28 protein-coding genes and 1 pseudogene are annotated in these 26,826 nt (G+C 67.5%); 16 read left to right on the forward strand and 13 right to left on the reverse strand.

What is annotated here, in order from left to right:
- The first annotated feature begins 190 nt into the window (after positions 1–190).
- The 4 genes from pstC to AJAP_RS30080 are packed head-to-tail and all read left to right on the forward strand — an operon-like array spanning position 191 to position 4,681.
- Positions 191–1,180, forward strand: a complete 990-nt coding sequence (pstC, locus tag AJAP_RS30065; RefSeq protein ID WP_038517566.1) for a phosphate ABC transporter permease subunit PstC — start codon at positions 191–193, stop codon at positions 1,178–1,180.
- The gene (pstA, locus tag AJAP_RS30070; protein WP_174492054.1) at positions 1,177–2,310 is read left to right on the forward strand and encodes a phosphate ABC transporter permease PstA; all 1,134 of its coding nucleotides are present in this window, start codon (positions 1,177–1,179) and stop codon (positions 2,308–2,310) included. The genes pstC and pstA overlap by 4 nt, the downstream gene beginning before the upstream one ends.
- A 41-nt stretch (positions 2,311–2,351) precedes the next feature.
- A complete protein-coding gene (locus AJAP_RS30075; RefSeq protein WP_407639411.1) occupies positions 2,352–3,152 on the forward strand; it encodes a phosphate ABC transporter ATP-binding protein in 801 nt (266 codons plus the stop codon).
- The gene (locus tag AJAP_RS30080) at positions 3,149–4,681 is read left to right on the forward strand and encodes a substrate-binding domain-containing protein (RefSeq protein WP_038517570.1); all 1,533 of its coding nucleotides are present in this window, start codon (positions 3,149–3,151) and stop codon (positions 4,679–4,681) included. Before AJAP_RS30075 ends, AJAP_RS30080 begins: the two co-directional genes overlap by 4 nt.
- Positions 4,682–4,689: 8 nt before the next feature.
- Here AJAP_RS30080 and AJAP_RS30085 read toward each other — a convergent pair whose 3' ends face one another.
- On the reverse strand, positions 4,690–5,601 hold the full coding sequence (locus tag AJAP_RS30085; RefSeq protein ID WP_038517573.1) for an NADP-dependent oxidoreductase: 912 nt from the start codon (positions 5,599–5,601) through the stop codon (positions 4,690–4,692).
- A 100-nt stretch (positions 5,602–5,701) separates the two neighbouring features.
- Here AJAP_RS30085 and AJAP_RS30090 point away from each other — a divergent pair, with 100 nt between their 5' ends.
- Positions 5,702–6,163 carry a GNAT family N-acetyltransferase gene (locus AJAP_RS30090; protein ID WP_038517575.1) on the forward strand — a complete coding sequence of 154 codons (462 nt, stop codon included), beginning with the start codon at positions 5,702–5,704 and terminating at the stop codon, positions 6,161–6,163.
- Here the strand turns inward: AJAP_RS30090 and AJAP_RS30095 are convergent.
- Positions 6,141–7,094 carry a helix-turn-helix transcriptional regulator gene (locus AJAP_RS30095; protein ID WP_038517578.1) on the reverse strand — a complete coding sequence of 318 codons (954 nt, stop codon included), beginning with the start codon at positions 7,092–7,094 and terminating at the stop codon, positions 6,141–6,143. The genes AJAP_RS30090 and AJAP_RS30095 overlap by 23 nt on opposite strands.
- A 62-nt stretch (positions 7,095–7,156) precedes the next feature.
- On the opposite strand from AJAP_RS30095, the gene AJAP_RS30100 reads away from it, so the two are divergent.
- From AJAP_RS30100 to AJAP_RS30110, 3 genes are all read left to right on the forward strand, one after another.
- Positions 7,157–8,293 carry an epoxide hydrolase family protein gene (locus AJAP_RS30100; protein WP_038517581.1) on the forward strand — a complete coding sequence of 379 codons (1,137 nt, stop codon included), beginning with the start codon at positions 7,157–7,159 and terminating at the stop codon, positions 8,291–8,293.
- A gap of 3 nt (positions 8,294–8,296) precedes the next feature.
- Positions 8,297–9,376: a winged helix DNA-binding domain-containing protein gene (locus AJAP_RS30105; RefSeq protein WP_038517584.1), complete on the forward strand. Its 1,080-nt coding sequence runs from the start codon at positions 8,297–8,299 to the stop codon at positions 9,374–9,376.
- A 76-nt stretch (positions 9,377–9,452) separates the two neighbouring features.
- The gene (locus tag AJAP_RS30110) at positions 9,453–9,749 is read left to right on the forward strand and encodes a hypothetical protein (RefSeq protein WP_038517587.1); all 297 of its coding nucleotides are present in this window, start codon (positions 9,453–9,455) and stop codon (positions 9,747–9,749) included.
- 17 nt (positions 9,750–9,766) lie between these two features.
- Here AJAP_RS30110 and AJAP_RS30115 read toward each other — a convergent pair whose 3' ends face one another.
- Positions 9,767–10,537 carry an FHA domain-containing protein gene (locus AJAP_RS30115; protein WP_038517590.1) on the reverse strand — a complete coding sequence of 257 codons (771 nt, stop codon included), beginning with the start codon at positions 10,535–10,537 and terminating at the stop codon, positions 9,767–9,769.
- A gap of 83 nt (positions 10,538–10,620) precedes the next feature.
- On the opposite strand from AJAP_RS30115, the gene AJAP_RS30120 reads away from it, so the two are divergent.
- Positions 10,621–10,992: a PH domain-containing protein gene (locus AJAP_RS30120; protein WP_038517592.1), complete on the forward strand. Its 372-nt coding sequence runs from the start codon at positions 10,621–10,623 to the stop codon at positions 10,990–10,992.
- 612 nt (positions 10,993–11,604) lie between these two features.
- Here AJAP_RS30120 and AJAP_RS44160 read toward each other — a convergent pair.
- Complete coding sequence (locus tag AJAP_RS44160; protein WP_158509809.1) at positions 11,605–11,754, reverse strand: hypothetical protein; 150 nt, start codon at positions 11,752–11,754, stop codon at positions 11,605–11,607.
- 63 nt (positions 11,755–11,817) lie between these two features.
- On the opposite strand from AJAP_RS44160, the gene AJAP_RS43205 reads away from it, so the two are divergent.
- Entirely contained in the window at positions 11,818–13,206 is a 1,389-nt protein-coding gene (locus tag AJAP_RS43205; protein ID WP_084098390.1) for an AAA family ATPase, read from the forward strand.
- Positions 13,207–13,764: 558 nt separating this feature from the next.
- Here the strand turns inward: AJAP_RS43205 and AJAP_RS30125 are convergent.
- Both AJAP_RS30125 and AJAP_RS30130 read right to left on the reverse strand, forming a co-directional pair.
- The gene (locus AJAP_RS30125) at positions 13,765–14,235 is read right to left on the reverse strand and encodes an NUDIX hydrolase (protein WP_038517595.1); all 471 of its coding nucleotides are present in this window, start codon (positions 14,233–14,235) and stop codon (positions 13,765–13,767) included.
- Between the two features lie 10 nt (positions 14,236–14,245).
- Complete coding sequence (locus AJAP_RS30130; RefSeq protein ID WP_038517597.1) at positions 14,246–14,989, reverse strand: DUF5919 domain-containing protein; 744 nt, start codon at positions 14,987–14,989, stop codon at positions 14,246–14,248.
- Between the two features lie 123 nt (positions 14,990–15,112).
- Between AJAP_RS30130 and AJAP_RS30135 the strand changes: the two genes are divergently transcribed.
- The gene (locus AJAP_RS30135; protein WP_051972858.1) at positions 15,113–15,352 is read left to right on the forward strand and encodes an AMED_5909 family protein; all 240 of its coding nucleotides are present in this window, start codon (positions 15,113–15,115) and stop codon (positions 15,350–15,352) included.
- Between the two features lie 42 nt (positions 15,353–15,394).
- On the opposite strand, the gene lpdA is transcribed toward AJAP_RS30135, so the two are convergent.
- From lpdA to pip, 4 genes and pseudogenes are all read right to left on the reverse strand, one after another.
- A complete protein-coding gene (lpdA, locus tag AJAP_RS30140; RefSeq protein ID WP_038517600.1) occupies positions 15,395–16,780 on the reverse strand; it encodes a dihydrolipoyl dehydrogenase in 1,386 nt (461 codons plus the stop codon).
- A 46-nt stretch (positions 16,781–16,826) separates the two neighbouring features.
- Positions 16,827–17,597 carry a lysophospholipid acyltransferase family protein gene (locus tag AJAP_RS30145; RefSeq protein ID WP_037346845.1) on the reverse strand — a complete coding sequence of 257 codons (771 nt, stop codon included), beginning with the start codon at positions 17,595–17,597 and terminating at the stop codon, positions 16,827–16,829.
- Positions 17,598–17,660: 63 nt separating this feature from the next.
- A complete protein-coding gene (locus tag AJAP_RS45440) occupies positions 17,661–18,068 on the reverse strand; it encodes a nitroreductase family deazaflavin-dependent oxidoreductase (protein ID WP_435826488.1) in 408 nt (135 codons plus the stop codon).
- 63 nt (positions 18,069–18,131) lie between these two features.
- Positions 18,132–19,070, reverse strand: a pseudogene (gene pip / locus AJAP_RS30150) (prolyl aminopeptidase); the annotation flags it as partial.
- 38 nt (positions 19,071–19,108) lie between these two features.
- Between pip and AJAP_RS30155 the strand changes: the two are divergent.
- From AJAP_RS30155 to AJAP_RS30175, 5 genes are all read left to right on the forward strand, one after another.
- A complete protein-coding gene (locus AJAP_RS30155; protein WP_038517603.1) occupies positions 19,109–20,149 on the forward strand; it encodes a LacI family DNA-binding transcriptional regulator in 1,041 nt (346 codons plus the stop codon).
- Positions 20,150–20,227: 78 nt separating this feature from the next.
- Positions 20,228–21,379, forward strand: coding sequence for a dihydrodipicolinate synthase family protein (locus AJAP_RS30160; protein ID WP_038517606.1), 1,152 nt, complete (start codon positions 20,228–20,230; stop codon positions 21,377–21,379).
- A complete protein-coding gene (locus AJAP_RS30165; RefSeq protein WP_038517609.1) occupies positions 21,379–22,185 on the forward strand; it encodes a sugar phosphate isomerase/epimerase family protein in 807 nt (268 codons plus the stop codon). The genes AJAP_RS30160 and AJAP_RS30165 overlap by 1 nt, the downstream gene beginning before the upstream one ends.
- A 69-nt stretch (positions 22,186–22,254) precedes the next feature.
- Positions 22,255–23,727: an apolipoprotein N-acyltransferase gene (locus tag AJAP_RS30170; RefSeq protein WP_038517612.1), complete on the forward strand. Its 1,473-nt coding sequence runs from the start codon at positions 22,255–22,257 to the stop codon at positions 23,725–23,727.
- 76 nt (positions 23,728–23,803) lie between these two features.
- Positions 23,804–24,508, forward strand: coding sequence for a response regulator transcription factor (locus AJAP_RS30175; protein WP_037346833.1), 705 nt, complete (start codon positions 23,804–23,806; stop codon positions 24,506–24,508).
- Here the strand turns inward: AJAP_RS30175 and AJAP_RS30180 are convergent.
- From AJAP_RS30180 to AJAP_RS30190, 3 genes are read right to left on the reverse strand one after another with little or no spacing between them, the layout of a single operon-like run.
- Complete coding sequence (locus tag AJAP_RS30180) at positions 24,502–25,617, reverse strand: ABC transporter permease (RefSeq protein ID WP_038517615.1); 1,116 nt, start codon at positions 25,615–25,617, stop codon at positions 24,502–24,504. The two genes, AJAP_RS30175 and AJAP_RS30180, sit on opposite strands and share 7 nt — an antisense overlap.
- Positions 25,614–26,273, reverse strand: a complete 660-nt coding sequence (locus AJAP_RS30185; RefSeq protein WP_038517618.1) for an ATP-binding cassette domain-containing protein — start codon at positions 26,271–26,273, stop codon at positions 25,614–25,616. Before AJAP_RS30185 ends, AJAP_RS30180 begins: the two co-directional genes overlap by 4 nt.
- A complete protein-coding gene (locus AJAP_RS30190) occupies positions 26,270–26,776 on the reverse strand; it encodes a P-loop NTPase family protein (protein WP_228694630.1) in 507 nt (168 codons plus the stop codon). Before AJAP_RS30190 ends, AJAP_RS30185 begins: the two co-directional genes overlap by 4 nt.
- Positions 26,777–26,826 lie beyond the last annotated feature (50 nt).

Here is a 26,826-nt window from a genome sequence, read left to right on the forward strand (position 1 = left end):
TCACGGGACCCAACGTCCACGAGTCACCCGGCGGGGGTCAACGGGTCCCCCGCACTGATTCACACACGTCCCGTCGGGCGTTCTCCGTGTGGACACCTTTCCCGGACACCGGCACCACATACTGGCCGCATCGGGGGCGACGTGGTGTGCCCTCGACTCCTTTACCCGCCAACACGAAGGAAGGCCGCTCGTGACGATCGCGCCACCCCGGCCCGACCCGTCCCCGCCCGGGGCCCCGGTGCGGCGGGCGATCACCGAAGTCCTGTCGCGGGCCGACCGCGCGTTCCGCCGCGTCACCACCGGCGCCGGGCTGACCATGCTGGCGATCCTCGTGGTCATCGGCTTCTTCCTCGTCTACCGGTCCGGGCCGGCGTTCGATTCCAGCGGTTTCGGCTTCTTCACCACGATCCGGTTCGATCCGGCTTCGGGTGTCCTCGGCGTACTCGGCCTGCTGTACGGGACGATCGTGGTGGCGCTGATCGCGGTCCTGATCGCGGTCCCGCTGAGCATCCTGGCCGCACTGTTCATCACGGAGTACTCCAGCGGGCGGATCCGCGGCTTCCTGACCGGACTGGTCGACCTGCTCGCCGCGATCCCGAGCCTGCTGTACGGCCTGTGGGGGTTCGCCTTCCTCGGACCGCAGATCGTGCCGGTCTCGTCGTGGCTGACCGAAAACCTCGGCTGGATCCCGGTGTTCTCGGCCAAGGAGAACGCGCTGTACATCCAGTCCATGTTCATCGCGGGTCTGGTGGTCTCGCTGATGGTCCTGCCGATCACGACCTCGGTGATCCGGGAGGTGTTCGCGCAGACACCGCCCGGGGAGAAGGAGGCGGCGCTCGCGCTGGGCAGCACGCGCTGGGGCATGGTCAAAACCGTGGTGCTGCCGTTCGGCCGCGGCGGCGTCATCGGCGGTTCGATGCTCGGGCTCGGTCGCGCGCTCGGCGAGACGATCGCCGTTTCCCTGCTGCTGCCGCAGGTTCCGGAGATCACGAAGCATCTCGTCCAGTTCGGCGGCGCGACGATCTCCGGGTTCATCGCCAACAACTCCGGCGCGTCCGGGCTCGCGCTGTCCGGACTGATGGCCGCGGGCTTGGTGCTGTTCGTCTTCACCCTGGCGACGAACTTCACCGCGTCGGTGATCATCTCCAAGAGCCGTTCCGGTGCGGGGGTGGACGCGTGACCACGACCATGACTCCCCCGGTCACCCCGCCGCGCAAGCTCGTCAAACGCCGCCCGTCGGAGACGACCAGGCAGGACCGGCTCGCGGCGCTCGGCTGCGCGGTGTCGGCCACGCTGCTCACCTGGTTCGTCATGCATCTGCTGCTGGATTCCCCCGGCTGGCTGGCCGACCTGATCATCGCGTACCTGCTCTACCTGGCGATGCTGTACCTGGTCACCCGCGACCGGCTGGGCAAGCTCGCCGCGTCCGACCGGCTCGTGTCCACGATCGTCGTCACCGGGGCGCTGGTCCTGCTCGCGCCGCTGCTGTCGCTGTTGATCTACATCGTCGTCGAGGGCGCGCCGTACCTACGGCCGGGCTTCTTCACCCACGACATGTCCGCGGTCGCGCCGACCGATCCGGTGACCGACACCGGCGGATTGCACGCCGTCGTCGGCACTCTCGAACAGACCGCGCTCACCCTGGTCCTCGTCGTCCCGCTGGGCGTGCTCACCGCGGTGTTCCTGAACGAGACGCGGTCGCGGTTCCGCCGTCCGGTGCGGATCATGGTCGACGCGATGAGCGGCCTACCGTCCATTGTGGCCGGTCTGTTCGTCTACGCGGCGCTGATCATCCCCGGTATCCAGGCGGGCGTGGGATTGTTCAGCTACAACGGGATGATGGCCACCCTCGCCTTGACGATGGTCATGCTGCCGACCGTCACGCGGACCGTGGACGTCGTGCTCCGGCTCGTCCCGGACGGCCTGCGCGAGGCGTCGCTGGCGCTCGGCGCGAGCCGGGCCCGCACGGTGTGGTCGGTGGTGCTGCCGACCGCCAGGACCGGCGTCACCACCGCCGTGATCCTCGGCATCGCCCGCGTGGCCGGGGAAACCGCACCGCTGCTGTTCACCTCCTTCGGTGCGCTGGGCATGAACGCGAACCCGTTCTCCGATCCGCAGGAGAGCATCCCGCTGTTCATCTACCGCTTCATCAAGCAGCCGCTGGAGAACGTCCAGCAGCGCGGCTACGTCGGCGCGCTCGTGCTGATCCTGCTCATCTTCGGCCTGTTCGCGATCGCCAGGGTGGTGGGCCGCGACCGGTCGAAGCGCAAGGCGAAGAGAACCACCGTCAAGACACAGGAGAACCGGTGACCGACACTGAAGTGTCCTACGTGGACAGTCCGGCGCGCCCGCTGGTCGAACTGACCGGCGGGCCGCCGCCCGGTGCGGCGGAACTCGAGTCCCGCGATATCGGTGCCTGGTTCGGTGACCGCCTGGTGCTCGAAGGGGTTTCGCTGCGGATGCCCGCCAAGGAGGTGACCGCGCTCATCGGTCCCTCCGGCTGCGGCAAGTCGACCTTCCTGCGCATCCTGAACCGGATGCACGAACTGGTGCCGTCGGCGTCGCTGACCGGCGAGGTCCTGTTGGACGGTACGGACATCTACGCCGACGGGACACGTCCGCAGCAGGTCCGGCTGCGGATCGGCATGGTGTTCCAGAAACCGAACCCGTTCCCGGCGATGTCCATTCGCGACAACGTGCTGGCCGGGCTGAAGCTCGCCGGTGTCAAATGCGGCGACAAGGACGCGCTCGTCGAGCAGAGCCTGGAGCGGGCCGGACTGTGGCGCGAGGTCCGCGACCGGCTCGGCTCCCCCGGCGGCGCGCTGTCCGGCGGGCAGCAGCAGCGGCTCTGCATCGCGCGGTCGCTGGCCGTGCAGCCGAACGTGCTGCTGATGGACGAGCCCTGCTCGGCGCTCGACCCGACGTCGACCCGCCGGATCGAGCAGACCATCGCCGAGATCGGGCACGAGGTGACGGTCGTCATCGTCACGCACAACATGCAACAGGCCCAACGGGTTTCGGATCACTGCGCGTTCTTCCTCGCGGCCGAGAACGAACCCGGCCGGGTGATCGAACACGGGCCGACGGACACCATCTTCAACGCGCCGTCGGACGAACGGACCTACGACTACGTGAACGGGCGATTCGGATGATCATGAGGCTGGCCGCGGTGATGGCGTTGCTGTTCTCGGTCTCCGTGGCGACCGCCCCCGGCGCGGCGGCGCTCACCAGGATCACCGGCTCCGGCTCCAGCTACGTCGGCCCGGCGATGAACGACTGGCAGAACGGCGCGACGTCACGCGGTATCCCGGTCAACTACTCGGCCAACAACTCCCCCGCCGGGGTCAACCAGTTCGGCGACCGGACGGTCGACTTCGCCGGGACCGAAGCCGAAGTGTCCTCGCTCATCGCGGCGGGCGGCGGCGGACTGTCCGCGCAGACCCGCGGCTACCAATACGTCCCGGACGTCGCAGGCGCCATCGCGCTGATGTACAACGTCAACGACCAGGCCGGGAAACGCGTCGACTACCTGCACCTCAGCCGGGAGGCGATCGGCCGGATCTTCAGCCGGGACATCACCCGCTGGAGCGATCCCGCCATCACCGCGACCAACGGCGGGAAGTCCTTGCCCGATCAGCCCATCACCCTGGTCGGCCGGACCGGGCAATCGGGGACGACGGCGCTGTTCTACGACTTCATCGCGCACGCGGCACCCGATGCCTACAACCGGTTCGTCTCCCGCAACGTCGGCAACGGGATGGGGAACCTGCCCGCGGGCGTCCGCCCCATCCAGCTTCCCGGGCAGGGCCCGGACGCCGAGTGGTACCGGCTGCTCGCGGATTCCGACCAGATCGCGACGGCCATGGACAACGCGACCATCCCGTTCTCCATCAGCTACGACGAATTCGCCTACGCCCAGCGGTACCAGGTTCCGTCGGCGTGGGTGCAGAACGGCGCGGGCCAGTACACGCAGCCCTACGCGGAGAACATCGCGGCCGCGTTGAAGCACGCGGAACTGCGGCCGGACCTGAGCCAGAAACTGGACAAGGTCTACTCGAACACCGATCCGAAGTCGTATCCGATCTCGGCGTACTCGTACGTGATGATGCCGTGCACCAACGGCCGTGACACCTGCCGCGGCGGCTACGGCGACCTGGGCAAGACCGACACGATCACCGCTTTCCTCGAACACGTCGCCTGCGACGGCCAGATCAACATGGCCCGGATCGGTTACTCGCCGCTGCCGCCGAACCTGTCGCAGGAGATCATGAACTCCAACGCGCGGCTCACCGGGCAACCGGCGAAACAGCTGAACGCGGGCAACTGCGGCAACCCGACCTTCCACGGCAGCCTCGGCGCCGGCGCGGCCAGCCCGCCCGATCCGCTGGTGACCGCCGGGATCATCGCCCCGGACGGCAAACCCAAGGCCGCCACCTCGGGCCCCAAGGCCTCCGCCGGTCCCGGCGCGGGTCCGGCCGTCGGCGACAAGACCGCGACCGCGACGGCGAACCCCGACGAAGAGTCGGCGGGCGGCGGCTCGAAGAACTGGAGGGAAGCCGCCCCTGCGTCCTACGACGAGGGTGGGTTCGGTGGCTTCGGCGGCTGGGCGGCGTTGGTGCTCTTCGTGGCGATCGTGACGCCTTTGGTGGTGCGCGGAGTGGTGAGGAAACTGCGAGGGTAGTGAGCCCTCTAAGGGAAGGTCAGCACGATCTTCCCGCGTCCGTGTCCGGTCTCGATCTCCCGATGCGCCGCCGCGGCCTCGGTGAACGGATACGTCCGCCGCACGAGGAAGCGCAGTTCCCCCTTGGCGTACAACGACGCCAGCATCCCCAGCCGTTCGGCCGACCGCGTGCCGGTGACCACTCGCGCCCCGGCTTCGGGAGCTCGGCCGTGCTCGACCAGCGTCAGCACGCGGTCCGGATTCCCGACCAGCTCCAGGGACAGATCGAAGGCCTCCCCGCCCGCGCCGTCCAGCGCCGCGTCGATCCCGGCGGGAGCGAGCGCCCGCACCCGGTCGGCGAGGCCGTCGCCATAGACCACCGGTTCGGCGCCGAGCGAACGGACGTAATCCTGGTTCGCCTCACTCGCCGTCCCGATCACCTTCGCGCCGCGCAGCACGGCGAGCTGGACGGCGGCCGTGCCCACCGAGCCCGCCGCCCCGTGGATCAGCAGCGTCTCCCCTCGGGCGATCCGCAGCAGATCCAGCGCCAGGTACGCGGTCTGCGTCCCCGCGGTGAACCCGCCCGCGACCTCCCACGGCATCTCCGCCGGCTTCGGCGTGACGTTCTCCGCGGGTACCACGATGTACTCGGCGTACGCCTGCACCGCGGTGAACCCGAGCACCTCGGCCCCCGCGACGAGGCCGGTAACCCCGGAACCGACCTCGTCGACGACCCCGGCGAACTCGTTCCCCGGGACACGCGGCCAACGCAGCTCGAACCCCGCGGGTTCCCAGCCCGCCCGCACGGCCGCGTCGTACGGCTGCACCCCCGCCGCCTTCACCCGCACCCGGACCTCCCCCGCTCCGGCGTGCGGCTCCTCCAGCTCCAGCACCCGGAGCACCTCCGGGCCACCGGCTTCCGTGAACGCGGCCGCTTTCATCTCGTTCCTCCAGTTCGTTCCCCAGCTGTCGGAACCCAGCGTGATACCTCCAGATAACTGGAGGTCAAGAATTGTCGGTGTGACGTTCTAAGCTGCGCTCGTGACGAGCTACCGCATCTCCAGGGCAAGCGCTTCCGACGCAGGCAGGCTGACGGCGCTGATGCACGAATCGGCCGCCTACCAAGGGGAATACGCCTCGATCCTCGACGGCTACCAGGTCACCGAGGACTACCTCGCCACCCATCCCGCGTACGTCGCCCACGCGCAGCGGGACGTGGTCGGTTTCTACAGCCTGATCGAGTACCCGGCCGAGCTCGACCTGCTGTTCGTCGCCGATTCGGCCCAGGGCACGGGCATCGGCGCGTGGCTGGTCGAGCACATGCTCGGGCAGGCGGCCGAGCTCGGCATGACCGAGATCCGAGTCGTCTCCCATCCGCCCGCCGCCGGGTTCTACGAGCGGATGGGCGCCCGCCGCGTCGGTGTCCTGCCCGCCAGCCCGCCGAAGATCACCTGGGAGCGCCCGGAGCTGGTCTTCGACGTCAAGCACCCACCGCGCGGCTGAACCGTCCGATCAGTTTGCGCAGGTGGCCTGCGAATTCCGGCGAGTCGACGACCTCGAAGTCGGTGTCGAGCAGGCCCAGGTAGAGCGCCAGATACTCCAGCGTGTCCGCACCGGCTTTGAGCAGGCAGGTCCGCTCGTCGACGGCTTCGACGACGACGGCGGGCGGCACCTTCGCCGCGGCTTCGGCGGCCGGGGCGTGCAGCCGGATCGTCGCGTGGTGCCGCCACAACGCCGCGCCGACACCACGCTGGAGGTAGGCGACCACGCCTCCTTCGGGTGGTTCGCGTTCCTCGAAACGGCGCCCGTTCGGCGTACGCGGCCGCACCCGGTCCGCGCGGAACGTGCGCCATTCCTGTTTGTCGACGTCCCAGCCGACGAGGTACCACCGGCGGCTCATATGCACGACGCGGTGCGGCTCGACCTGCCTTCGGGTCTCGGATCCGCTGTGTCCCACGTAATCGAAGCGCAGGGTCTCGCGGTCGCGGCAGGCCGCGGCGATGGCGGAGAGCACCTCGGCGTCGACCGTGGGTCCGCCGCCCTGCACCGCGAGGGTCGCGGAATTCAACGCCGCGACACGGTGCCGTAGCCGCGACGGCAGCACCTGCTCCAATTTCGCCAGCGCGCGCACCGACGTCTCCTCGATGCCCGCGATCGTCCCGCCCGCGGCCGTGCGCAAGCCCATCGCCACCGCGACGGCTTCCTCGTCGTCGAGGAGCAGGGGTGGCATGGCCGCGCCGGCGCCGAGGCTGTACCCGCCGGAGACGCCGGGCGTCGCGTCGACCGGATAGCCCAGCCCGCGAAGGCGCTCGACGTCGTTCCGGATCGTCCTGGTCGTGACGTCGAGCCGCCCGGCCAGTTCCGGCCCCGTCCACGTGCGCCTGGCCTGCAGCAACGACAGGAGCCGCAGCAGTCTCGCCGAAGTTTCCGCCATGAATCCCACCTTGTCCGCAATCGCGGAACGAACCTTTCCGCAATCGTTCCTAATCTAGCCCCATGACTGAGATCAAGCCCTTCCGCATCGCCATCGACCAGGCCGAACTCGACGACCTCAGGGACCGCCTGAGCCGCACCCGCTGGCCCCGTGAGGTCACCGGCGGCTGGAGCCGAGGCGTCCCGGTCGCCTATCTCAAGGGGCTGGCCGAGTACTGGGCCGACGGCTTCGACTGGCGCGCCCAGGAAGCGGAACTGAACGAGTTCCCGCAGTTCACCACCGAGATCGACGGCCAGACCATCCACTTCCTGCACATCCGGTCGACCGCCCCCGACGCGCTGCCGGTGGTCCTCACGCATGGCTGGCCGAGCTCGCCGTTCGAATTCCGGCGGGTCGTCGAGGAGCTCAGCGGCGAGTTCCACCTGGTCATCCCGTCGCTGCCCGGTTACGGGTTCTCGAGCCCGGTGAACGGCCCCGGCTGGGGCAACCTGTTCCGCGTCGCCCAGGCGTGGATCACGCTGATGGACCGCCTCGGCTACGAGCGTTTCGGCGTCCACGGCACCGACGCGGGTGCCGGGGTCGCGGGCATCCTGTCGATGATCGCCGCGCACCGGGTGGTCGGCGTGCACCTCACCGGAACCAGCGCGGGCATGCCGTTCGGTCCGGCCATCGACCTCGACGGCCTCGACGAGAAGGACCGCGAGCGCGGCGAACGCTTCAACCGGTTCCAGTCCGACGGTCTCGGCTACCTGCACCTTCAGGCGACCCGGCCGCAGACGCTGGCCTATTCGCTGAACGACTCCCCCACCGGCCAGCTCGCGTGGATCGTCGAGAAGTTCGCCGAATGGACCGATCCGGCCAAGGAACTGCCGGACGACGCCGTCGATCGCGACCACCTGCTGACCGCGGTGAGCCTGTACTGGTTCACCGGTGCCGGCGCTTCCTCCGCGCACGCGGTTTACGAAGGCATGGAGGTCTACCGGCAGATGGCCCAAGGCGGATGGGACGACGGCGGCGAGGCGCCCGCCGGTCCGCCACGCGGGATCGCCGTCTTCGCCGGGGACACCACGATCCGGAGCCTTCAGGACGGTCCGGTGGAACACTGGTCCGAGTACGACACCGGCGGCCACTTCCCGGCGATGGAGGTCCCCGGCCTGTTCGCCGAAGACCTCCGTTCCTTCCTGCGAAAGTGCGTCTGACGAATGGAACAGCTCAGCCCTCGGGCCCTCAACCGCGCGACTCTGGCCAGGCAACTCCTGCTGGATCGTGCCGATCTGCCCGCCATCACCGCGATCGAGCGGCTGGCAGGCCTCCAGGCGCAGGCCCCCGACTCGTCCTACGTCGGACTGTGGTCACGGCTTCGGGATTTCCAGGTGGACGAGCTGGCGAAGCCGCTGGCCGCCCGCGAAGCCGTCCGGATGACCTTGATGCGCGGCACCGTGCACCTGGTGACGGCCGCCGACGGCCTCGCGCTGTGGCCCACCCTCAAACCAGTGGTCGAGCGCGGTTTCCTCGGCCACTACTCGCGGGAAGTCGCCGGGCTCGACCTCGCCGCGGTCGCCGAAGCGGGGCGTGCCCTGATCGCCGAACGGCCACGTACCCGCGCCGAGATCCGGGCCGCGCTGGCGCCCCGATGGCCCGACGCGGACCAGCCGACGCTCGGCTACGCGGTCAACAGCCTGCTCCCCCTCGCGCATGTGACCCCGCGTGGCCTGTGGGGGCAGACCGGACCGGCCGCGTTCGCCCTGCTCGAAGACTGGGTCGGCGAACCGATCACGGACGGGGTCTCCCTCGACGACCTGGTGCTGCGCTATCTCGGGGCGTTCGGCCCGGCGACCGTCCGCGACGCACAGGTCTGGTCGGGGCTCACTCGGCTGAAGGAGGTCTTCGAGCGGCTGCGGGCGCGGCTCATCACCTTCACCGACGTCGAGGGAAAGGAACTGTTCGACCTTCCGGGCGCCCCACGCCCCGACCCGGAAACCCCGGCGCCGCCCCGGTTCCTTCCCGAGTACGACAACGTCCTGCTCTCCCACGCCGACCGCGTCCGGGTGATCCCCGACGGCCGCCGTGTGCCGTTGCCACCGGGTAACGGCGGCCGCCGGGGCACGCTCCTGGTCGACGGTGAATTCCTGGCCATTTGGGCGATCAAAGGGGCGACCCTGACGATCGAATCGCGGGAACCCTTGCAAGATCAGGATTCGATCGCCGAAGAGGGCGCGCGGCTGCTGGAATTCGTAGTGCCGGATTCCGAGCACGACATCCGTTTCGGCATCGGCGGATAACGGTCCGGCCTTTTGCCGTAACGATGGGCACCGTTCGGGCGAAGCATGAGCGCAAAGAGCCTGAAGGGAGCGGGCCATGAGCAGGAACTACGGTTTCATGACGGTGCTGGCGGGCCTCAGCGCGCTCGCGGTGATCGCGGTCGCGGCGGTGTGGCGGTATCCGAACACTTCGGACGTGACGGCGGTGATCACCGCGGCGGGAACGGTGATCGGCACCGTGGTGGGCGCCTTCTTCGGCGTGAACGCGGCCTCGGCGGGACGCGTGAAGGCCGAAGAAAGCCGGGATCAGGCCACCGCGGCACTGGTCAAGGTGGCGACTCAGGCGGATGAAGGCAGCGACGTCGCGAAGGCGGCGATGGAAGGCGTGCGCTGACCGTCCTCTATGGACAGTCAGTCGAGCGCTTCGAGCAGGGCGAGGTCCGGCGGGACGAGCGTCGTGGACAACACGAGTTCGCGCAACAGGTTGTCGTTCAACGCGTTGCCGACCGGCTCGCCGACCTCTTCGCGCCGCAGCCCGAAAACGCCGCCGGCGGACAACCGCCCCCGGACGTCGATGACGACGTGCTCGACCCGGCGGGCGGTCCACGTCTCGTCCGGCCTGAGTTCGGAGAGCACCTCGGCCGTCTGCTGGCGGGACAACGGCTGCGGATTGAGGTCGTGCAGCAGATAACGCTGCCCGAAGACGACCAGGACCAGGCGTTCTTCCGCGCTGAGGCGCCAACGGCGGGGCGGCACGGTGACGTCGTCGTGGCGCGTGACGGGATGCCCGCCCTCGGGACCCGCGACGTACAACTCGAGCAGATGCTCCCTCCTGCCCGAACCGCGGACGAACAGCGGCGTGTACCCGTCCGACAGGGGAATCGGCTCCTCACCGCGGGAAAGCCAGCGGGAATTCGGCAGGCGGATGGGCAGCTGGCCGGTGTTGCTGACCCACCATTGCCCGTCGGTGAAGTTCAGCAGCCCGTGCTTACGGCTGACCTGCAGGTCGTTCTCGCCCACACAGACGTCGACCTGCGGCCGATTACGCCCGAAAGAGATCTCGCCGCCCTCGCCGGGATCGACGGACACGCCGCCCGCGAGCGTGAGCGCGAAGACCGCGCCGGGCGCCGACCGGGGCACACCGAGCGCCAGGCTCTCGTGCGTCGTCGTGAGCCGCTTCATCGTCCCTCCTCCTGCTCCCCGGCATTATGCGAGATCCCGCCGGGGACGGGTCCCGGTGTCGCGCTCGTCCGTATCTTGGGTACATGATTGACTTCTCCAAGGACACCGTCTTCAAGCTCACGCCGTGCAAGCCGAAGGACATCGCGCCGACGGTGCAGCCGATCATCATCCCCGGCGAGCAGATCATCTCGTCGTTCAAGGCGGTGCGCGACTTCGTGGTGTTCACGAACAAGCGGCTGATCGCGGTGAACGTCCAGGGCATGACGGGCCGGAAGAAGGACTTCACCTCGCTGCCCTACAACAGGATCCAGGCCTTCTCGATCGAAACCGCGGGCACCTTCGACCTCGACGCGGAACTGGACCTTTGGTTCAGCGGGCTGGGGAACGTGCGCCTCGAATTCCGGGGCTCGGACATCCGGGCCATTGGGCAACTGATCGCCACACACACGCTCTAGCCCACTTTCCGTCCTACTCCTGGCGGCTACAGGCATTGCGCGTGCTTGGACGGACGACACGCGTGACTACAGGGACGACACACGTGTTCAAGCGGACGACTCGCGCCCGTCGCACTCGTGTCGTCCGTCCAGTCACGCGTGTCGTCCGGCTGATCACGCGTGTCGTCCGGTCAATCACGCGAAACCGGCGGTACCGATGGTCGTGAGTGTTTCGGGTCGTTCTAACGACCCGAAACACTCACGAAGGCTTACATGTTGATCTTATGGTTCCGAGGTTTCTCTGACGTGGGCATGATCGCCGCTTCTGACCCCTGACCTGCGCGGACAAGGTGGACACTTCTCGCGTGTTCTCACCCCTACCCGACGTCACACGGCCTGGCACTCGCCCCACTCCTCCCCATCTCCCCGATACGAAGCCATCCATGCGGCCGTTGCGTCGGGTCAAGGCACGCTTTCCCGCCTTGACGCGGCGTGACGGCCGTTGTGACGATCTGGCATCGGGGCGATGGCTCCGCGTAACAGCCGTTGGTCCGCCTGCGACCTCTGATCACGATCGTCTGTGTGAGGAGGGCCGACGTGCTCATTGGCGTACCTGCGCGCCGCTGGCGGCGGCTACACCTGCCACGGTCTCAGCGGGCGCACCGCCCGGCCGATGGGCGGAGCGGAGCGGCAGCCCGCCGTGTCGGGCAAGGTGCGCCCGCAAGCGAGGCTCGGACGCAAGGTGACCAGCGCGCCGCCGACGGCGGCGCGCCTTGATCCCATAGAGCCAAGTTCGGCAGCTTTAGCATTATTGCCTGAAATTGCATACCAAAAGAAGAGGTTGACATGAGCGAATCCCCAGCGAGCACAGCCCGCTGGCGTGCCATAAATCGCCGTGGAGCCGTAAGTCTCTCAGTTGCAGGATATAAGGCGATCCGCAACGAGGTCACGCTCGACATTGCTCCACTAACGCTAATTTCAGGCGCAAACAGCTCAGGAAAATCGAGCTTCATGCAGCCATTTTTAATGTTGAAGCAAACGGTCGAAGCGCAATTTGATCCGGGCGCATTGCTAATACATGGGCCAAATGTACAGCTGACCTCTTGGCTACAAGGTCTTAGCCGCGGCAAAAGTCGCTCCGATACAGCTGAAAGCCTAGAGGTTAAAATACAAATCGGCGCGGCGAGCGTAAAAAATACTTACTCGTACTCGCAAAATCAAGGGCTAACCCTCAACGAGAGTGAGTATGTCAACAAAGACGAAGCAATTAGAGTTGGAAAGTCAAGTACTTCAGACACGCTAATCAGGAGATTCAATCCTGAATTCATTGAGTACCAGAAGAGTCGACGGAAGCTCTGGGATTCTGAAGCCTCGGACGACACGTTTAAGCTAATCCCGTACAGGGAGCACTGCTTCTTAGACGTGGAACTCGACAACCGTAGAACCACTCGCGGAGTTGGCTTAATTAGTCAATCCGGGTTCGGCTCCTCGGACTACGCTCGGTTCCTTAGAGACATTATTCACGTCCCCGGCCTTCGAGGAAACCCGGAGCGCACATACACGAGTTCAGCAGCCGGCGTGCGATACCCAGGGACAATGGAGCTATACGTGGCCAGCGTTATCCATAAATGGGGCTCGGAAGACGCTCACGGAAAGGCAAAACTGACGGCGCTTGGAGAGGACCTCAGACACCTTGGCCTCACCTGGAAGGTGAAGGCACAACGTATCGACGACGTACGTCTTGAGCTACTAGTTGCCCGCATGCCTTCACCTCAATCCAGCGGCGCAAATGACTTGGTAAACATTGCCGATGTAGGGTTCGGCGTCAGTCAAACTCTTCCGATATTGGTGGCGCTGCACGCCGCTAGAATGAACCAAATCGTTTATATTGAACAGCCTGAGACGCACCTTCACCCCAAAGCGCAGACAAGACTAGGTGAGGTTATTGTAGCCGCGTCGATGCGCGGCGTCCGCGTCATAGTGGAAACGCATAGCTCCCTTCTACTCCGATCCATCCAGACATCCATTGCCCGCGGATTGATTAGTCCTGACCGAGTATCACTGAATTGGTTTTCAAGGGATTCCCAGACGGGGTTTACCCAGGTCGAAAAAGCTGAATTGGATAAGCTTGGCCGCTTCGGCGGATGGCCTGTCGACTTCGATGAAGTTGCCGACGAAGCCGATTGGGAATTTTTGAACGCAGTGCAGGAGGCGTCGGAAAATGAAGCCGAGTAGTCACGTCCTACTTGATGCGTGCGTAGCGCGCTCAGTCAGCGAAAACAATTCAGATCTATTGGCAAACACTCATAAAATAATACTTCGACTTAAAGCAGGAAGGATCGGGGTGTGCATGACCCCCGATCTTCAGTCTGAGTGGCAGCGACATGCGACAAGATTCATGACCAGATGGCTTGCCAACATGGAGCAGCGTTGCCGAGTTCGACGAGAGCGCGATCGACGACTTGCAGACCTCCGAGAATCCATCACTAACCATGTAAAGCAGCAGGAAAAGCGCATGGTTATATTAAAAGATGTTCACATCACAGAAGCTGCGATCTACCTAGACGTCGCCGTCTTCTCGTTCGATGATACACAACGCCGCGTCCTAGCAGAACTATATCCTCACTACAGCCGACTCGGGGCAATTCAATGGTTCAATCCCGAGCGCGACGCCGAAAGCTCCACTTCGTGGCTACAGAGCGAGGGGCACGATATGAACACCGGTCGAATATCTAAATTCAATGGCAAATAAGATAGACTCAACAACATCTTGCGCCGACACAGTAGCAGACCCTACGAGAAGAACGGCGATGGGCGTTCAGCTAGAGCGTGATCGATTCGAAGCTTAATCGAGTCATGAATTTCTAGCTGGAATACTTCACAATCCGCTACCCAAGCAGCTTCCTTACTTTCAGCGCTAGTACGCAGCGTCCCGCCGATCGCTTTCGCGCGGAAGCAGATCGAGAACTCTTGCCGCACCTCGCCATCGTCGTACGCGATGACGTGGTTCGGGTTCGAGTACAGCCCGATCACCCCGGTCACCTCACACTCAATCCCGGTCTCCTCCCGCACCTCCCGCACAGCGGCCTGCGACAACGTCTCACCGAGCTCAAGCTGCCCACCAGGGATCGAGTACAGGTCGTTGTCCGTCCGCCGGATCATGAGAATCCGGCCCTCGTCGTCCTGGATGAACACGGACACAGCGACCGCGATGCTGTTCGCCTTCGGCGCGTTGGGATCGTTGAGGTAGTCGACGCGTGCCATGGGTGGCCTCCTAGAAGGTGGCGGGCTTGGCGAGGTTCCAGACGGCTTCGAAGCTCTCCGAGTAGGTCTCGAAGAGGTCCCCGGCGGATAGCCGGCGGAGGTGCAGGGACGGGGCGTGGGCTCCCTGGAAGCCGTAGACGTGCGTGTTGATGATCATCTCGTCGTCGAAGCGGAAGATCGAGTTGTAGAGCGTGGTGTCGTGGAAGCGCATCTCCACTCCGTTCACTCGGACCAGCGGCCGGTAGAACGCCAGTGCGTTGCGGATGCGCGACGCGAGCGTCCCGTCGCCCAGTTGCTCCTCGGCCCCGCGCAGAGCGACGCTATCGCTGGAGGGATCACCGAACAGCAGGCGGACCCGCGCTCCCGCAGCGGCTTTGGCGGTCAGGTCCTTGACGAACCGCGGGCGCTCCACCAGGAACAGCCCGGCGTGGACCAGGACTTCAACAGTGCCCGACGCTTCCTTGATCAGCCGGTCCCACAGCTCGACCGGAATGACATTGCGGTGCGGGAACACTTGCACGACCTCGGCGGCTGCCGTCTCCGCCTTGCGCTCCGGGGCTACCGAGTCCGGCCAGAGGTAGGTCTCGGACTCGCGCGCCATCGCGGCGATCTTGTGGCGGTGCTTCGGGTACGGCGTCCGCCCCTTGGTGATCCACCGTTCCACGGTCTTCTGATCGACCCCGGTGGCATCGGCGACCTGCTCCAGCGAGAAGCCGTTACGCAGCAAGGCGTCCCGAAGGCGTTCGTTCGGCATCCGTGCTCCAGGGACTTGTAGGGACGTCTTCGACCGTACCAAGGACGTCCCAAGATGTCCTTCCGTGAGGTGATCACGTCTCCGCCGTTGCCGAAAACTGACGGCGTCGAGAGGGAGGGATTGATGAAGACCGAGCCGCAGACCCTGCGTGACGCGCACACCGACGCGGCGAGCCGACGCCCTCGGCCGGAGGCGGATGCATCGGAGTGGCTGACGTTCCACCGGGCCAACGCCCGCATGTACCGAGAGGTATCCGAGGTGGACCGGTGGCATCACCACGAACTCAGGTACTGGGTGGGTTTCGAGGAACGCAAGGCCGAGGAGCTAGCCGCACGAATCGCTGCAGCCATAACCAGCTCGTGAGTGGTACAGACGGTTCTAACCGTCCGTACCACTCACGAGGGCTTACATGTTGATCATGTGGCCAGCGAGGCCGTGCACGGCTTCCTTGACCGCTTCCCCCAGTGTCGGGTGAGCGTGCACGTTCCGCGAGATTTCGTGCACCGTAAGGTCCCACTGCTGCGCCAAAGTCAGTTCCGGCAGCAGTTCGGTCACCTCCGGGCCGATCAGGTGCGCGCCCAGCAGTTCGCCATGTTCCCCGTCGCTCAGGATCTTCACGAAGCCGACAGCCTCGCCGAGGCCGTGCGCCTTTCCGTTGGCGGTGAAGGGGAACTTCGCCACCTGGACGTCGAAGCCCTTTTCGCGGGCCTGTTCTTCGGTCCAGCCGAAGCTGGCGATCTGCGGCTGGCAGTAGGTCGCGCGCGGGATCATGACGAAGTCGAGTTCCATGGTCTCGGCGCCCGCGATGGTTTCGGCGGCGACGACGCCCATGGATTCGGACGCGTGCGCGAGCATCAGTTTCGCGGTGACGTCGCCGATCGCGAAGATGTGCGGGACGTTGGTGCGGCCGCGCGAGTCGATGGCGATGGCGCCGCGGTCGGTCAGTTCCACGCCGGTCTTGTCCAGGCCGTATCCCTCGACGCGCGGCTGGAAACCGATGGCCTGCAACACCTTGTCGGCTTCCAGGACACGCTGCTCGCCGTTCTTCGAGACGGTCACGCGCACGTTGGAGCCGGTGTCGTCGATGGACTCGACCTTGGTCGACGTCAGCACCTCGATGCCGAGTTTCCGGTAGCGGCGCGCGAGTTCCGCGGAGACCTCGGCGTCCTCGAGCGGGACCATCCGGTCGAGGTATTCGACGATGGTCACCTTCACGCCGTAGTTGTGCAGCACGTAGGCGAATTCGACGCCGATCGCGCCCGCGCCGGCGATGACGATGCTCTCCGGCAGTTCGTTTTCCATGATCTGCTGTTCGTAGGTGACCACGCGGTCGCTGCGCGTGGTGCCCGGCAGCAGGCGCGCGGTCGCGCCGGTGGCGATCACGCAGTTGTCGAAGGTGATCCGCTCGCCGTTGACCTCGATGGTGTTGGCGTCGAGGAAGGTGCCGTGCCCGTCGTATTCGGTGATCTTGTTCTTCTTCATCAGGAAATGCACGCCCTTGACGCGACCGTCCGCGACCTTGCGGCTGCGGTCGAAGGCGGCCTGGTAGTCGAAGCTGACCTTCCCCTCGACCTGGATCCCGAAGGACTTCGCCTCTTTGGTCACGATGTGCGCGAGTTCGGCGTTGCGCAGCAGTGCCTTCGACGGGATGCAGCCGACGTTGAGGCAGACACCGCCCCAGTACTTCTCCTCCACGACCGCCGCGCTCAGCCCCAGTTGCGACGCCCGGATCGCCGCCACGTAACCGCCGACTCCGGCCCCCAGGACAACGACGTCATAGTGTGCACTCATACCCCGAAACCTACCCTCACCGGGGCGGTCCGAAGGGTGAGACTGCCTACTCGGGACGCGAACCGCGGATCTCGATCAGCAGCTCGGTCACCGCGGTCATGATCCGCTTGGTCGCCTCCTCCAGCACCTCACGGGACGGCGAAGGCGTCATGAGGTCCGAGAGGTCCACCGGCGGACCGGCGACCAGGTTCACCGTCTTGCGCGGGAAGGCGCGCGGGAGCACGGCGTCCGACGGCAGCAGGTGGTGCGTGCCCCAGTTCGCCAGCGGGATCACCGGGACACCGGTCTCCAGCGCGATCCGCGCGATCCCGGTCTTCCCTCGCATGGGCCACCCGTCCGGGTGATCCGTGAAGGTGGCTTCCGGGAAGATGACGACGCATTCACCCTCACGGACGGCGCTGACGGCGTCGCGGTACGCGTCCGACGCCGTGGCGGCCCCGCGATAGACCGGGATGTGCTTGCCGGAACGCATCACCGAGCCGATGACGGGCGCGTCCCACAGGCTCGCCTTCGCCAGGTAGCGCGGCACGCGCCCATGAGCCAGGCAGTACGCCGTCACCGTCGTCGGGTCGGCGAACGAGAGGTGGTTCGACGCCACCAGGAAGCCGCCCGACGACGGCAGGTGCTCACCGCCGCGTACCCGGAACCGGGTGAACAGCACCAGGAACGGCCACACGACGTTGATCGCGAAGGCGAACCAGGCGCCCCGGCCGGCGCGGGCGAAGCGCCGGCCGAAGGCGATCATCTGGCGGAACGTCAGCAAGTCCCCCGAAGCGGGGCTCAGCGCGGTCCAGCGTTCACGAGGTCTCAGCACCATGGACGTAATTCGTAGCCGAACCCGCTCCGGTTCGGCTACGACCACGCGCGAACGCGGCGCGGATCACACGCGCTCGAGCACCACCACGGGGATCTCGCGGTCGGTCTTCTTCGCGTAGTCGTTGTAATCCGGCCACACGGCGGCGAGCTTCTCCCACAGTTTCGCGCGCTCCTCGCCTTCGAGGGTCCGGGCGCGCGCGGTGAACTTGTCCGCCTTGACCTGGGCCTTCACCTCGGGGTTCGCCTGCAGGTTCTTGTACCAGCCCGGGTCCTCCGGCGCGCCGCCCTTGGACGCCACGATCACCGGGTTGTCGTCATCGTCGAACTGGTAGATCAGCGCGAACTTGCGGTCCTCGCCGGTCTTGCGGCCCTTGGTGGTGAGGATGAGGCAAGGCGCGCCCTGCTCCCAGTCGTGGCCCACCTCGCCGTCGGTCTCTTCGTAGCGACGGACGTGCTCGTCACCGAAAAGCATGTCTGCGTTCCTCTCGTCCTTGCGTGTACCGGCGCCCTGCCAGTCTCGCGCGAACCGGTCGGTCGCGCTGATCAACTCGTGCAGGGTGCCGGGTTCGTCGAACGCGTGACCCGAGTCGCCGACCATCACCAGTTCGGCGGAAGGCAGCACCTGGCTGAGCTCCCACGCGGTGATGGCCGGGGTGACCACGTCATAGCGTCCCTGTACCAGAACGCACGGGATGTCCCGGAGCTTCCCGGCGTCGCGGAGCAGCTGATCTTCGGCCAGCCAGCCGCCGTGCCGGAAGTAGTGGTTCTCGATCCTCGCGATCGCGAGGGCGAACGTCGGATCGCTGAACGCGTCGATCACCTCGTCGTGGGGACGCAGTTTGACCGTTTCCCCCTCCCACCGGCTCCACGCGATCGCGGCGGGGCCGTGCACGGCGGGATCCGGATGGCTCAGCAGTTCGTGATAGACCTCGATCAGGTTCTCCTGCCGGCGCGAATACGGCACCGGGGCCAGGAACCGCGACCACGCCTCGGGGAAGAGGAACGCCGCTCCCCCGCCGTAGAGCCATTGCAGTTCCTTCACCCGCAAGGTGGCGACCCCGCGGAGGACGAGTTCCGTGACGCGCCCCGGGTGGGTTTCCGCGTAGGTCAGCCCGAGCACACTCCCCCACGAACCGCCGAAGACCATCCAGTGTTCGATGTCCAGATGCTCGCGCAAGCGCTCGATGTCGGCGACCAGGTGCCACGTCGTGTTGACGGAAAGCTCCGCCTCCGGGGTGGCGCAGTTCGGCGTGCTGCGCCCGCAGCCGCGCTGATCGAAAAGGACGATGCGGTACCTGTCCGGATCGAACAGTCTGCGATGTCTCGGGCTCGAACCGCCCCCGGGGCCGCCGTGCAGGAAAATCACCGGCTTGCCCTCGGGATCGCCGCATTCCTCCCAATAGATCTCGTTGCCGTCACCGACGGGCAACATCCCTTGGACGTAAGGTTCGATTTCCGGATAAAGGCCGAGCATGTCCGCCACTATGCCCCAAACGCCAGCTTGGAGGATCGATGAAGGCCCGCCCCCACGTGACGCTGGAAGATGTGGCGCGCACCGCGGACGTGTCGCTCGCGACCGCGTCCCGCGTACTCAACGGCACCGCCACCGTCCGGGGGGATCTCCGCGAACGAGTGATCGCCGCGGCTGCCGAGCTCTCGTACACCCCCAATGCTCACGCTCAGGCATTGGCCGGTGGCTCACAGCCGACCGTCGGGGTGATCTGCCACGACGTCGGCGATCCGTATTTCGCCGCGATCGCCGGCGGGATCATGCGCGCGGCGAGTGAAAACGATCTTCTGGTGATGCTCGCGAGCACGTTCCGCGATCCGGCCAAGGAGGTCGCGTACGTTTCGACGCTGCGTGCCCAGCGCGCGTCGGCCATTCTGCTGATCGGTTCCGCGTTCGAGGACAAGGCGTGGGAAAAGGCGATGGCCGCCGAACTCGAGCCGTACCGGCGCGGCGGCGGGCACGTCGCCGCGGTCAGCAGGCATCGCGGGCTCAAAGTGGACACCGTCCAGCCCGACAACCGGGGTGGCGGCGCCGAACTGGCGAAGGCCCTGCTGGACTTGGGACACCGCCGTTTCGCCGTGCTCGCCGGGCCGAAGAGCCTGACCACCGTCGTCGACCGTCTCGACGGGTTCGCCGCGGAACTGCTGGAGCACGGCGTCGAACTGGCCGAGGACGACGTCTTCGAGGCGGCGTTCACCCGCGATGGCGGTTACGAGGCGATGGAGAAGGTCCTCGCCCGGCCGCGCAAGCAGTGGCCGACGTGCGTGTTCGCGGTGACCGACGTGATGGCGATCGGCGCGATGTCGGCCCTGCGCGACGCCGGGGTCTCCGTGCCCGGCGAGATGTCGATCGCCGGCTTCGACGACATCCCGGTAGTGCGCGATCTCACGCCCGCGCTGACCACGGTCGCGCTGCCGCTGGAGAAGCTGGGTGAACGGGCCATGGACCTGGCATTCAAGGCCTCCCCCGGCACCCGGCCGCGCGTGGTGAAGATGTCCGGCGAGGTCGTCCTGCGCCGCAGCACCGCCGCTCCCGCGCGCTGAAACCCTTGTGTGCGGCCCGCGGGGTGTCTTAACGTGGTCTGAGAAAGCGCTTTCTCAAACCCGCGCCACGGAGACCCGATGACCTTGATCGCCCTTCCCACCGCCGACGGCGGACTGGCGGAATGGACGCCGCGAGGGGCGGAAACGCCCGCGAAACCGGCGACGCCGCCGACCTCCCGGATCGCCTACGCCGCCGCGCACGTCGTCGCCGACCCGTTCTCCCCCGCAGACCCCGAAGAAGGCGCGGTCCTGGACTGGGACATCACTCTCGCCTTCCGCGAGCACCTGTGGTCCTGCGGTCTCGGCGTCGCCGAAGCCATGGACACCGCGCAGCGCGGGATGGGCCTGGACTGGGCCACGACCAAGGAGCTGATCCGCCGCACCGGGGCGCTCGCCGCCGGACGGCCGTGGGTGGCGGGCGTCGGCACCGACCAGCTCCCCGACGGCGAGGCGACCGCCGGGTCCATTGTGGACGCCTGGCGCGAGCAGCTGGACCTGGTCGGCGAGGCGGGGGCGATCCCGGTCGTGATGGCCAGCCGCGCGCTCGCCGCGTCGGCTTCCGGGCCCGCGGATTACCATGCCGCGTACGGAAAACTGCTCTCCGGCGCGGACCGCCCGGTCCTGCTGCACTGGCTGGGAGAGCAGTTCGACCCGGCGCTGGCGGGCTACTGGGGCCACGATGACGTCCGCAAGGCGGCCGAGGAACTGGGCAGGCTCTGCGCCGAGCATGCCGGCGTGATCGCCGGGGTCAAGGTTTCGGTGCTCGACGCGTCGATCGAGACCGAATTCCGCCGCGCGCTGCCCGAAGGCGTCAAGTGCTACACCGGCGACGACTTCAACTATCCGGAACTCATCGCCGGGGACGAGCAGGGCCACAGCGAAGCGCTTCTGGGCATCTTCGACGCCGTGGCGCAGGTCGCGGGCGCCGCGCTCGCCCGCCTCGACGAGGGTGACAAGGCCGGTTTCCACGGTCTGCTCGACCCGACGGTCGCCTTGAGCCGGGCCATCTTCCGTGCCCCCACGAGGAACTACAAGACCGGCGTCGTCTTCCTCGCCTACCTCAACGGGCACCAGGACCACTTCCGTATGGTCGCGGGCCGCGAATCGGCCCGGTCCATCACGCATCTGGCCGAACTGCTGCGCCTGGCCGACGCCGCGGGCGCGCTCACCGATTCGGAGCTCGCCGTCGCGCGGATGCGGCCGCTGCTGGCCGCGGCGGGGGTGTCCTGATGGACCGGTTGAGCCTGAACCAGATCACCACCAAGGCGTGGTCGCTGCCGGAGGCCGTCGCGGGCTGCGCCGAGGCGGGCGTCCGCTGGATCGGCTTGTGGCGCGACAAGGTCGCCGAGACCGGCGTCGACGAAGCCGCCCGGTTGCTCAAGGAGTACGACGTCGGCGTGTCGTCGTTGTGCCGTGGCGGTTTCTTCACCGGGGTCACCCCGGAAGGATCCCCTGTGGACGGTGTCGCGCAGACCAGGGAGGCGATCGACGAAGCCGCCGCGCTGGGTGCGGACGTCCTCGTCCTGGTCGTCGGCGGGGTGAACGGCAGCCTGAAGTCTTCGCGACAGCGTGTCGCGGACGCGGTCGGCGAGCTGGCGCCGTACGCCGGTGAGCGCGGGGTCCGCCTCGGCCTGGAACCGTTGCACCCCATGCAGTGCGCCGAACGTTCCGTCCTGTCCACTGTGGACGAGGCGCTGGCGATCGCACTGGAACATCCGGCCGATCAGGTCGGCGTGATCGTCGACGAATTCCACGTGTGGTGGGACCCGCGGATCGAGGAGTCGATCGCCGCGGCGGCGGGCCGGATCGCCGGATTCCACGTCTGCGACCAGAAGGTGCCCCTGACCGACACCCTGCTCGGCCGGGCGCTGCCCGGTGACGGCCCGATCGACCACCGGCATCTGAAGGCGTGTGTCGAGGCCGCCGGGTACACCGGCCCGATCGAGGTCGAGGTGTTCGACGCCGACCTTTGGCGCCGTCCCGGTGGCGAGGTGCTCGCGGAGACCGTCAAGGCCTACCGCGACCACGTTTCCTGACGAAAGTAAGGGTCCCTCGCTGTCCTTGGTTCGCTGTCCGGGCGGCCGTGGTCTCCTACCGTTCGCGGCATGAAACCACGGCTGCTCTGGTGGCTGGGCACAGCGTTGCTCCTGCTCGCCGTCCACACCGACTGGAACGTTCCGCTCGCGGCCTGGGTGTTCCCGGTCTTCCTCCTCCGTTACGCCCGGCTGGTACCCACGCGCCGCGCGATCCTGATGGTGGGACTGTCGCTGCTGATCGGGCAACTGTTCTGGCTCGGGGTCACCGGTCTGCTGTTCGTGCTCTCCGGTCTGCTCGCCTTCACCTTGCTCGCCGTGCTGCAGACGACGGCGTTCCTCGCCGATCGCCTGCTCGCCGACCGCGCCGGCCTCTTGAAGACATTGGTGTTCCCGGTGACGCTCGTCGCGGGTGAATACCTCTTCACGGTGATCACCGGATTCGGGGACTTCGGCGCGCTCGGCAGTACCCAGTCCACGAACCTGCCGCTGCTCCAAACGGCTTCCGTGACCGGTGTCTACGGCCTCACCTTCGTCATGGCGTGGTCCGCCTCGGTGGCGAACACCGTTTGGCAGGAGGGATGGCGGCCGGTCAAGCGCACGGTCGTCGTGCACCTCTGCCTGCTCGGCGTGGTGTTCGCCGCCGGTGGCGCGCGGTTGCTGTTCGACGCTCCCACGACGAAAACGGTGCGGGTCGCGGGGATCAGCCCGTCGGCGGAGGCGGACCGGTCGAGTTCGGACGCGCTGAAGCGGATCGGCGTGAAGTACTGGCGTGCCGAAGAAGTCGTCACCGCCGACCCGGTCGCGGTCGGTGCGGCGTTCGCGCCGGTCACCGAGGATCTCGTGACGAGGACCCGGCAGCAGGCGTCGGCGGGCGCGAAGATCGTGCTCTGGCCGGAAACGCACGCCGGCGTGCTGGAACGTGATCAAGCGGCGCTGCTCGCCCGTATGGGCACCGAAGCGAAGCAGGCGGGGATCCACGTCGGACTCGCGTACTCGCTTTACACCGCGCAGGCTCCGTTCATCCGCAACGTGGCCGTGCTCGTCGGGCCTTCCGGCGAGGTGCTCTGGACCTATGACAAGACGCATCCGACGCCGATGGAGCCGATGACACCGGGCCCGGGAGTCGTCCCCACCGCGGATTCGCCGTACGGACGGATCGCGTCGGTCATCTGTTATGACGCGGATTTCCCCGGTCTGATGCGCCAAGCCGCGGACAAGGAGGCCTCGCTGATGCTCGTCCCCGCCAACGACTGGCCGGGATTCGGCGCGCTGCACGCGGAAAAGGCCGTCTTCCGCGCGGTGGAGAACGGATATTCACTCTTCCGGCAGTCCACCCACGGGAATTCCACAGCTGTGGACGGTCAGGGCCGGGTGCTCGCGCACGCCGACTACTACCGGACGGAGCAGCAGACGCTCGTCGCGGATCTGCCGGTGCAGCCGAGAACACAGACCGTGTACGCCCGTGTCGGTGACGTGTTCGCCTGGCTGTGCCTGGCCGTCGCCGCGCTCTGTCCTTTATGGACATATCGAAGGAAACGTTAGCGCCCCGTTACGGAAGGCGTGGTGTTCCTAACGTCTCAGCCGAAAAGAACAGTGTTCAACGGTTAAGCTCCCCCGCATGCCGAAACTGCTGGTGGTGGAAGACGACGACGCGATCGGCGGCGTCCTCGAATCGACCCTCCGTCTGCACGGCTACGAGGTTTCCTGGCAGCGTGACGGCCGCACAGCGCTCGCGGCCGCGGCGGACGGTGACATCGATTTCGTCCTGCTCGACCTCGGCCTGCCCGATCTGGACGGGGTCGAGGTCTGCCGTCGGCTGCGGGCGGAGCTGCCCGGCGCCGTCCTGGTCATCCTGACCGCGCGCCAGGAGGAGATGGACGTCGTCGTGGGCCTGGAGGCCGGCGCCGACGACTACCTCACCAAGCCCATCCGGCTCGGAGAGTTGCTCGCCAGGGTGCGGGCGCATCTGCGGCGCGGGACGGCGCCGCCGGAGAGCAGGCCCGCGATCGCCATCGGCTATCTGCGGGTGGACACCGCCGGCCGCCGGGTCAGCGTCGGCGGCAAGGAGATCGCGTTGCGGGCCAAGGAGTTCGACCTGCTCGCCCGGCTGGCCGAACAGCCGGGCGTCGCGGTCAGCCGCGACACCCTGATGTCCGAGGTGTGGGACGCGCACTGGTACGGCTCCACGAAGACGCTCGACGTCCACATCGCGGCACTGCGCCGGAAGCTGACCGAATCGGCGCCCACCCCCGAGCAGGCGCCCAGGATCTCGACCCTGCGCGGCCACGGCTACCGCCTCGAACAACCCTTCGAGAATCAGTAGTCCCGCAGGTCGGAGACCTCGTCGCGGGCGGCGAGCTGCGCGATCCGCGCCGACGCCGCCACGCACGACGCGATCACCACCAGCGCCAGCAGCCCGAAGTAGCCGTGCGGCGAAGGCACCCTCTCCACCTTCGAGACGAAGACGAACAGCACGCCCAGCAAATGCCCGGCGATCAGGCCACCCCCGCCGACCACCAGCGCGTCTCCCGCGATGAACGCCGCCACCTGCCGCCGTTTCCCGCCGAGCGTGCTCACGATCAGCAGATCGCGGCGACGTTCGTTGAGCGCCGCGCCGAACGACGGCCCGGCCGCGGCGGCCGCGAGGATCAGCGAGGCGATCAGGTCCACCTCGGCCTCGCCGCAGCCGTCCCTGGTGAGGGCGGTCGCCATGGCGAACGCCACCGCCAGCGCGACCAGCACCACCGACCGCGCCAGGAGCGCGCTCCGCCACGAAATGGACAGCGCGATCACGCCCGCGAGCCCCGAGACGAGCGGCCGGAGTATCCCGCCGATCGCCCGTTTTCCCTTCCGCAGCCCCAGCTCCACCAACCGCCACAGCAGCATCGTGCCGCCCGCCCAGCCGAACAGCGGCCAGACGAAGGCGAGCGCGAGCAGGATGACGTCGAGGCCATAGGGCGACCACCAGGGCGGCCCGCCGTCGGCCGGGACGAAATACCACTCGCGCAGCACCGGGGGCAGGATGGCGAGTGCCGCGACGAGCAGTCCGGCGAACAGCAAGAGAACGATTTCCCGGACGACGGCTACGCCCGTACCGGTCGCGAAGCCACAAGCCAGGGACACGACGCTCCCGACCACGCCGCCCGCCAGCCCGGCCGCCGCGGCTTCGGCCGCGGCCAGCCCGACCACCTGCCCGCCCGTGGCGCCGCGGGCACGCAGCAGGTCCTGATCCGCCCGCAGCACTCTCGCCGAGGGCGTGGACAGCAGCACCACCAGCACCATCGCGGGGATCCAGCGCGGTGCCGGGGCCCAGGTCCAGTCGTGCACCGCGAGCAGCGTGGTCACGATCGCGACCCCGGCCGCGGGCACGCCGAGCCTGGCGGGGCGCACGCGCGCGATCCCGCCGACCCACAACGCCATCGCGGCGATCACCGGTCCAGCACCAGCTTCCCGTCGACCATGGCCCATTGTTCCCCGAACAGCCCGGCCGGAGCGGCTTCGGCCGTCGCCACCAGCAAACCGGCGGCCAGCTGGTCCGCCGCGCGCACGAGCCTGCCGAGGAGCCGCTCGCCCTCGCGCTGGTCGAGCCAGCCCGCCGGGTCGTCGGCGAGGATCAGTTTCGGCGCGGGTGCGAGCGCCCTGGCCAGGATGGCGAGCCGGATCTGCTCGCCGGTCAGCTCGCGGGGCGCCTTCTTGGCGAAGCCGTCGAGGCCCACGAGCTCCAGAGCGCCGTCGACGGCGTCACGGACCGCCGTTCCGGTCCGCCCGGCGAGCACGAGCGGCAGGGCGACGTTGAGCCGGACGTCGAGATCGCGCAGCAGCCCGCCGTCCTGCAGTACCAGCCCGATCAGATCGGGCCCCGGCGGCGACGGCTCGAAGGCGGGCCAGTCGATGGTGCCCGCCGTCGGTTTCTTCATCCCGGCGAGCAGGTGCAGCAGCGTGGTCTTCCCCGCGCCCGCCCTGCCGGTCACCACCGCGCGGGTCTCCGCGCCGATCACGCAGGTGACGCCGTGCACGGCGACCACGGCGGTCAGCCCGGAACCGTAGGTGTGCGCCAGTTCGTCGGCGCGGACCAGTGGCGCCGTCACGCCACTCTCACGATCCGCTGCGCGGCCGCCGCGATCTCGGGGTCACGGGTCGCCACGACGACGGCCGTCCCGCGGGCCGCGACGGCGCACAGCAGATCCATGAGTTCGAGCGCGGCGAGCCCGTCGAGTTCTCCGGCGGGTTCGTCGGCGAGGAGCACGTCAGGCGCTCCGGCGAGCGCGACGGCGACTCCGGCCCGCGCGCCTTCCAGCGCCGACAGCGTGCCCGGGTAGTCGTCGCCCCGGCCGGCCAGCCCGACCAGTTCGAGCAGGTCGTCGGCGGTGCGCCGCCCGGCGAGCCGCCCCGCCAGCACGACGTTCCGCCCGACGGTGAGGTGGTCGAAGAGGTTTCCGCGCCGGAGCAGCACGCCGACCCCTGGAGCGCCGAGGAGGGCCTCGCCGCTTCCGGCGGGCAGCACGGCCACACACTCGCCCGGGACGGCGAACCGGACGAGGGGGACGGATCCGGGCCCCGGGCCTGCCATGACGGCGGCACGTCGGCGCATGGCCCCAAGGTAAGGCGAAGGGGGTCAACATCGCCTTGATCTCAGGTCAA

Source organism: Amycolatopsis japonica, assembly GCF_000732925.1.
GTDB classification, from domain to species: Bacteria; Actinomycetota; Actinomycetes; order Mycobacteriales; family Pseudonocardiaceae; genus Amycolatopsis; species Amycolatopsis japonica.

Bases quoted from the DNA above. Each gene is read 5' to 3' on its own strand.
- AJAP_RS30080 (WP_038517570.1), top strand. From the start codon at position 3,149: ATGATCATGAGGCTGGCCGCGGTGATGGCGTTGCTGTTCTCGGTCTCC.
- AJAP_RS30085 (WP_038517573.1), bottom strand. From the start codon at position 5,601: ATGAAAGCGGCCGCGTTCACGGAAGCCGGTGGCCCGGAGGTGCTCCGG.
- AJAP_RS30095 (WP_038517578.1), bottom strand. From the start codon at position 7,094: ATGGCGGAAACTTCGGCGAGACTGCTGCGGCTCCTGTCGTTGCTGCAG.
- AJAP_RS30100 (WP_038517581.1), top strand. From the start codon at position 7,157: ATGACTGAGATCAAGCCCTTCCGCATCGCCATCGACCAGGCCGAACTC.
- AJAP_RS30105 (WP_038517584.1), top strand. From the start codon at position 8,297: ATGGAACAGCTCAGCCCTCGGGCCCTCAACCGCGCGACTCTGGCCAGG.
- AJAP_RS30110 (WP_038517587.1), top strand. From the start codon at position 9,453: ATGAGCAGGAACTACGGTTTCATGACGGTGCTGGCGGGCCTCAGCGCG.
- AJAP_RS30115 (WP_038517590.1), bottom strand. From the start codon at position 10,537: ATGAAGCGGCTCACGACGACGCACGAGAGCCTGGCGCTCGGTGTGCCC.
- AJAP_RS30120 (WP_038517592.1), top strand. From the start codon at position 10,621: ATGATTGACTTCTCCAAGGACACCGTCTTCAAGCTCACGCCGTGCAAG.
- AJAP_RS44160 (WP_158509809.1), bottom strand. From the start codon at position 11,754: ATGGGATCAAGGCGCGCCGCCGTCGGCGGCGCGCTGGTCACCTTGCGT.
- AJAP_RS43205 (WP_084098390.1), top strand. From the start codon at position 11,818: ATGAGCGAATCCCCAGCGAGCACAGCCCGCTGGCGTGCCATAAATCGC.
- AJAP_RS30125 (WP_038517595.1), bottom strand. From the start codon at position 14,235: ATGGCACGCGTCGACTACCTCAACGATCCCAACGCGCCGAAGGCGAAC.
- AJAP_RS30130 (WP_038517597.1), bottom strand. From the start codon at position 14,989: ATGCCGAACGAACGCCTTCGGGACGCCTTGCTGCGTAACGGCTTCTCG.
- AJAP_RS30135 (WP_051972858.1), top strand. From the start codon at position 15,113: ATGAAGACCGAGCCGCAGACCCTGCGTGACGCGCACACCGACGCGGCG.
- lpdA (WP_038517600.1), bottom strand. From the start codon at position 16,780: ATGAGTGCACACTATGACGTCGTTGTCCTGGGGGCCGGAGTCGGCGGT.
- AJAP_RS30145 (WP_037346845.1), bottom strand. From the start codon at position 17,597: ATGGTGCTGAGACCTCGTGAACGCTGGACCGCGCTGAGCCCCGCTTCG.
- AJAP_RS45440 (WP_435826488.1), bottom strand. From the start codon at position 18,068: ATGCTTTTCGGTGACGAGCACGTCCGTCGCTACGAAGAGACCGACGGC.
- AJAP_RS30155 (WP_038517603.1), top strand. From the start codon at position 19,109: ATGAAGGCCCGCCCCCACGTGACGCTGGAAGATGTGGCGCGCACCGCG.
- AJAP_RS30160 (WP_038517606.1), top strand. From the start codon at position 20,228: ATGACCTTGATCGCCCTTCCCACCGCCGACGGCGGACTGGCGGAATGG.
- AJAP_RS30165 (WP_038517609.1), top strand. From the start codon at position 21,379: ATGGACCGGTTGAGCCTGAACCAGATCACCACCAAGGCGTGGTCGCTG.
- AJAP_RS30170 (WP_038517612.1), top strand. From the start codon at position 22,255: ATGAAACCACGGCTGCTCTGGTGGCTGGGCACAGCGTTGCTCCTGCTC.
- AJAP_RS30175 (WP_037346833.1), top strand. From the start codon at position 23,804: ATGCCGAAACTGCTGGTGGTGGAAGACGACGACGCGATCGGCGGCGTC.
- AJAP_RS30190 (WP_228694630.1), bottom strand. From the start codon at position 26,776: ATGCGCCGACGTGCCGCCGTCATGGCAGGCCCGGGGCCCGGATCCGTC.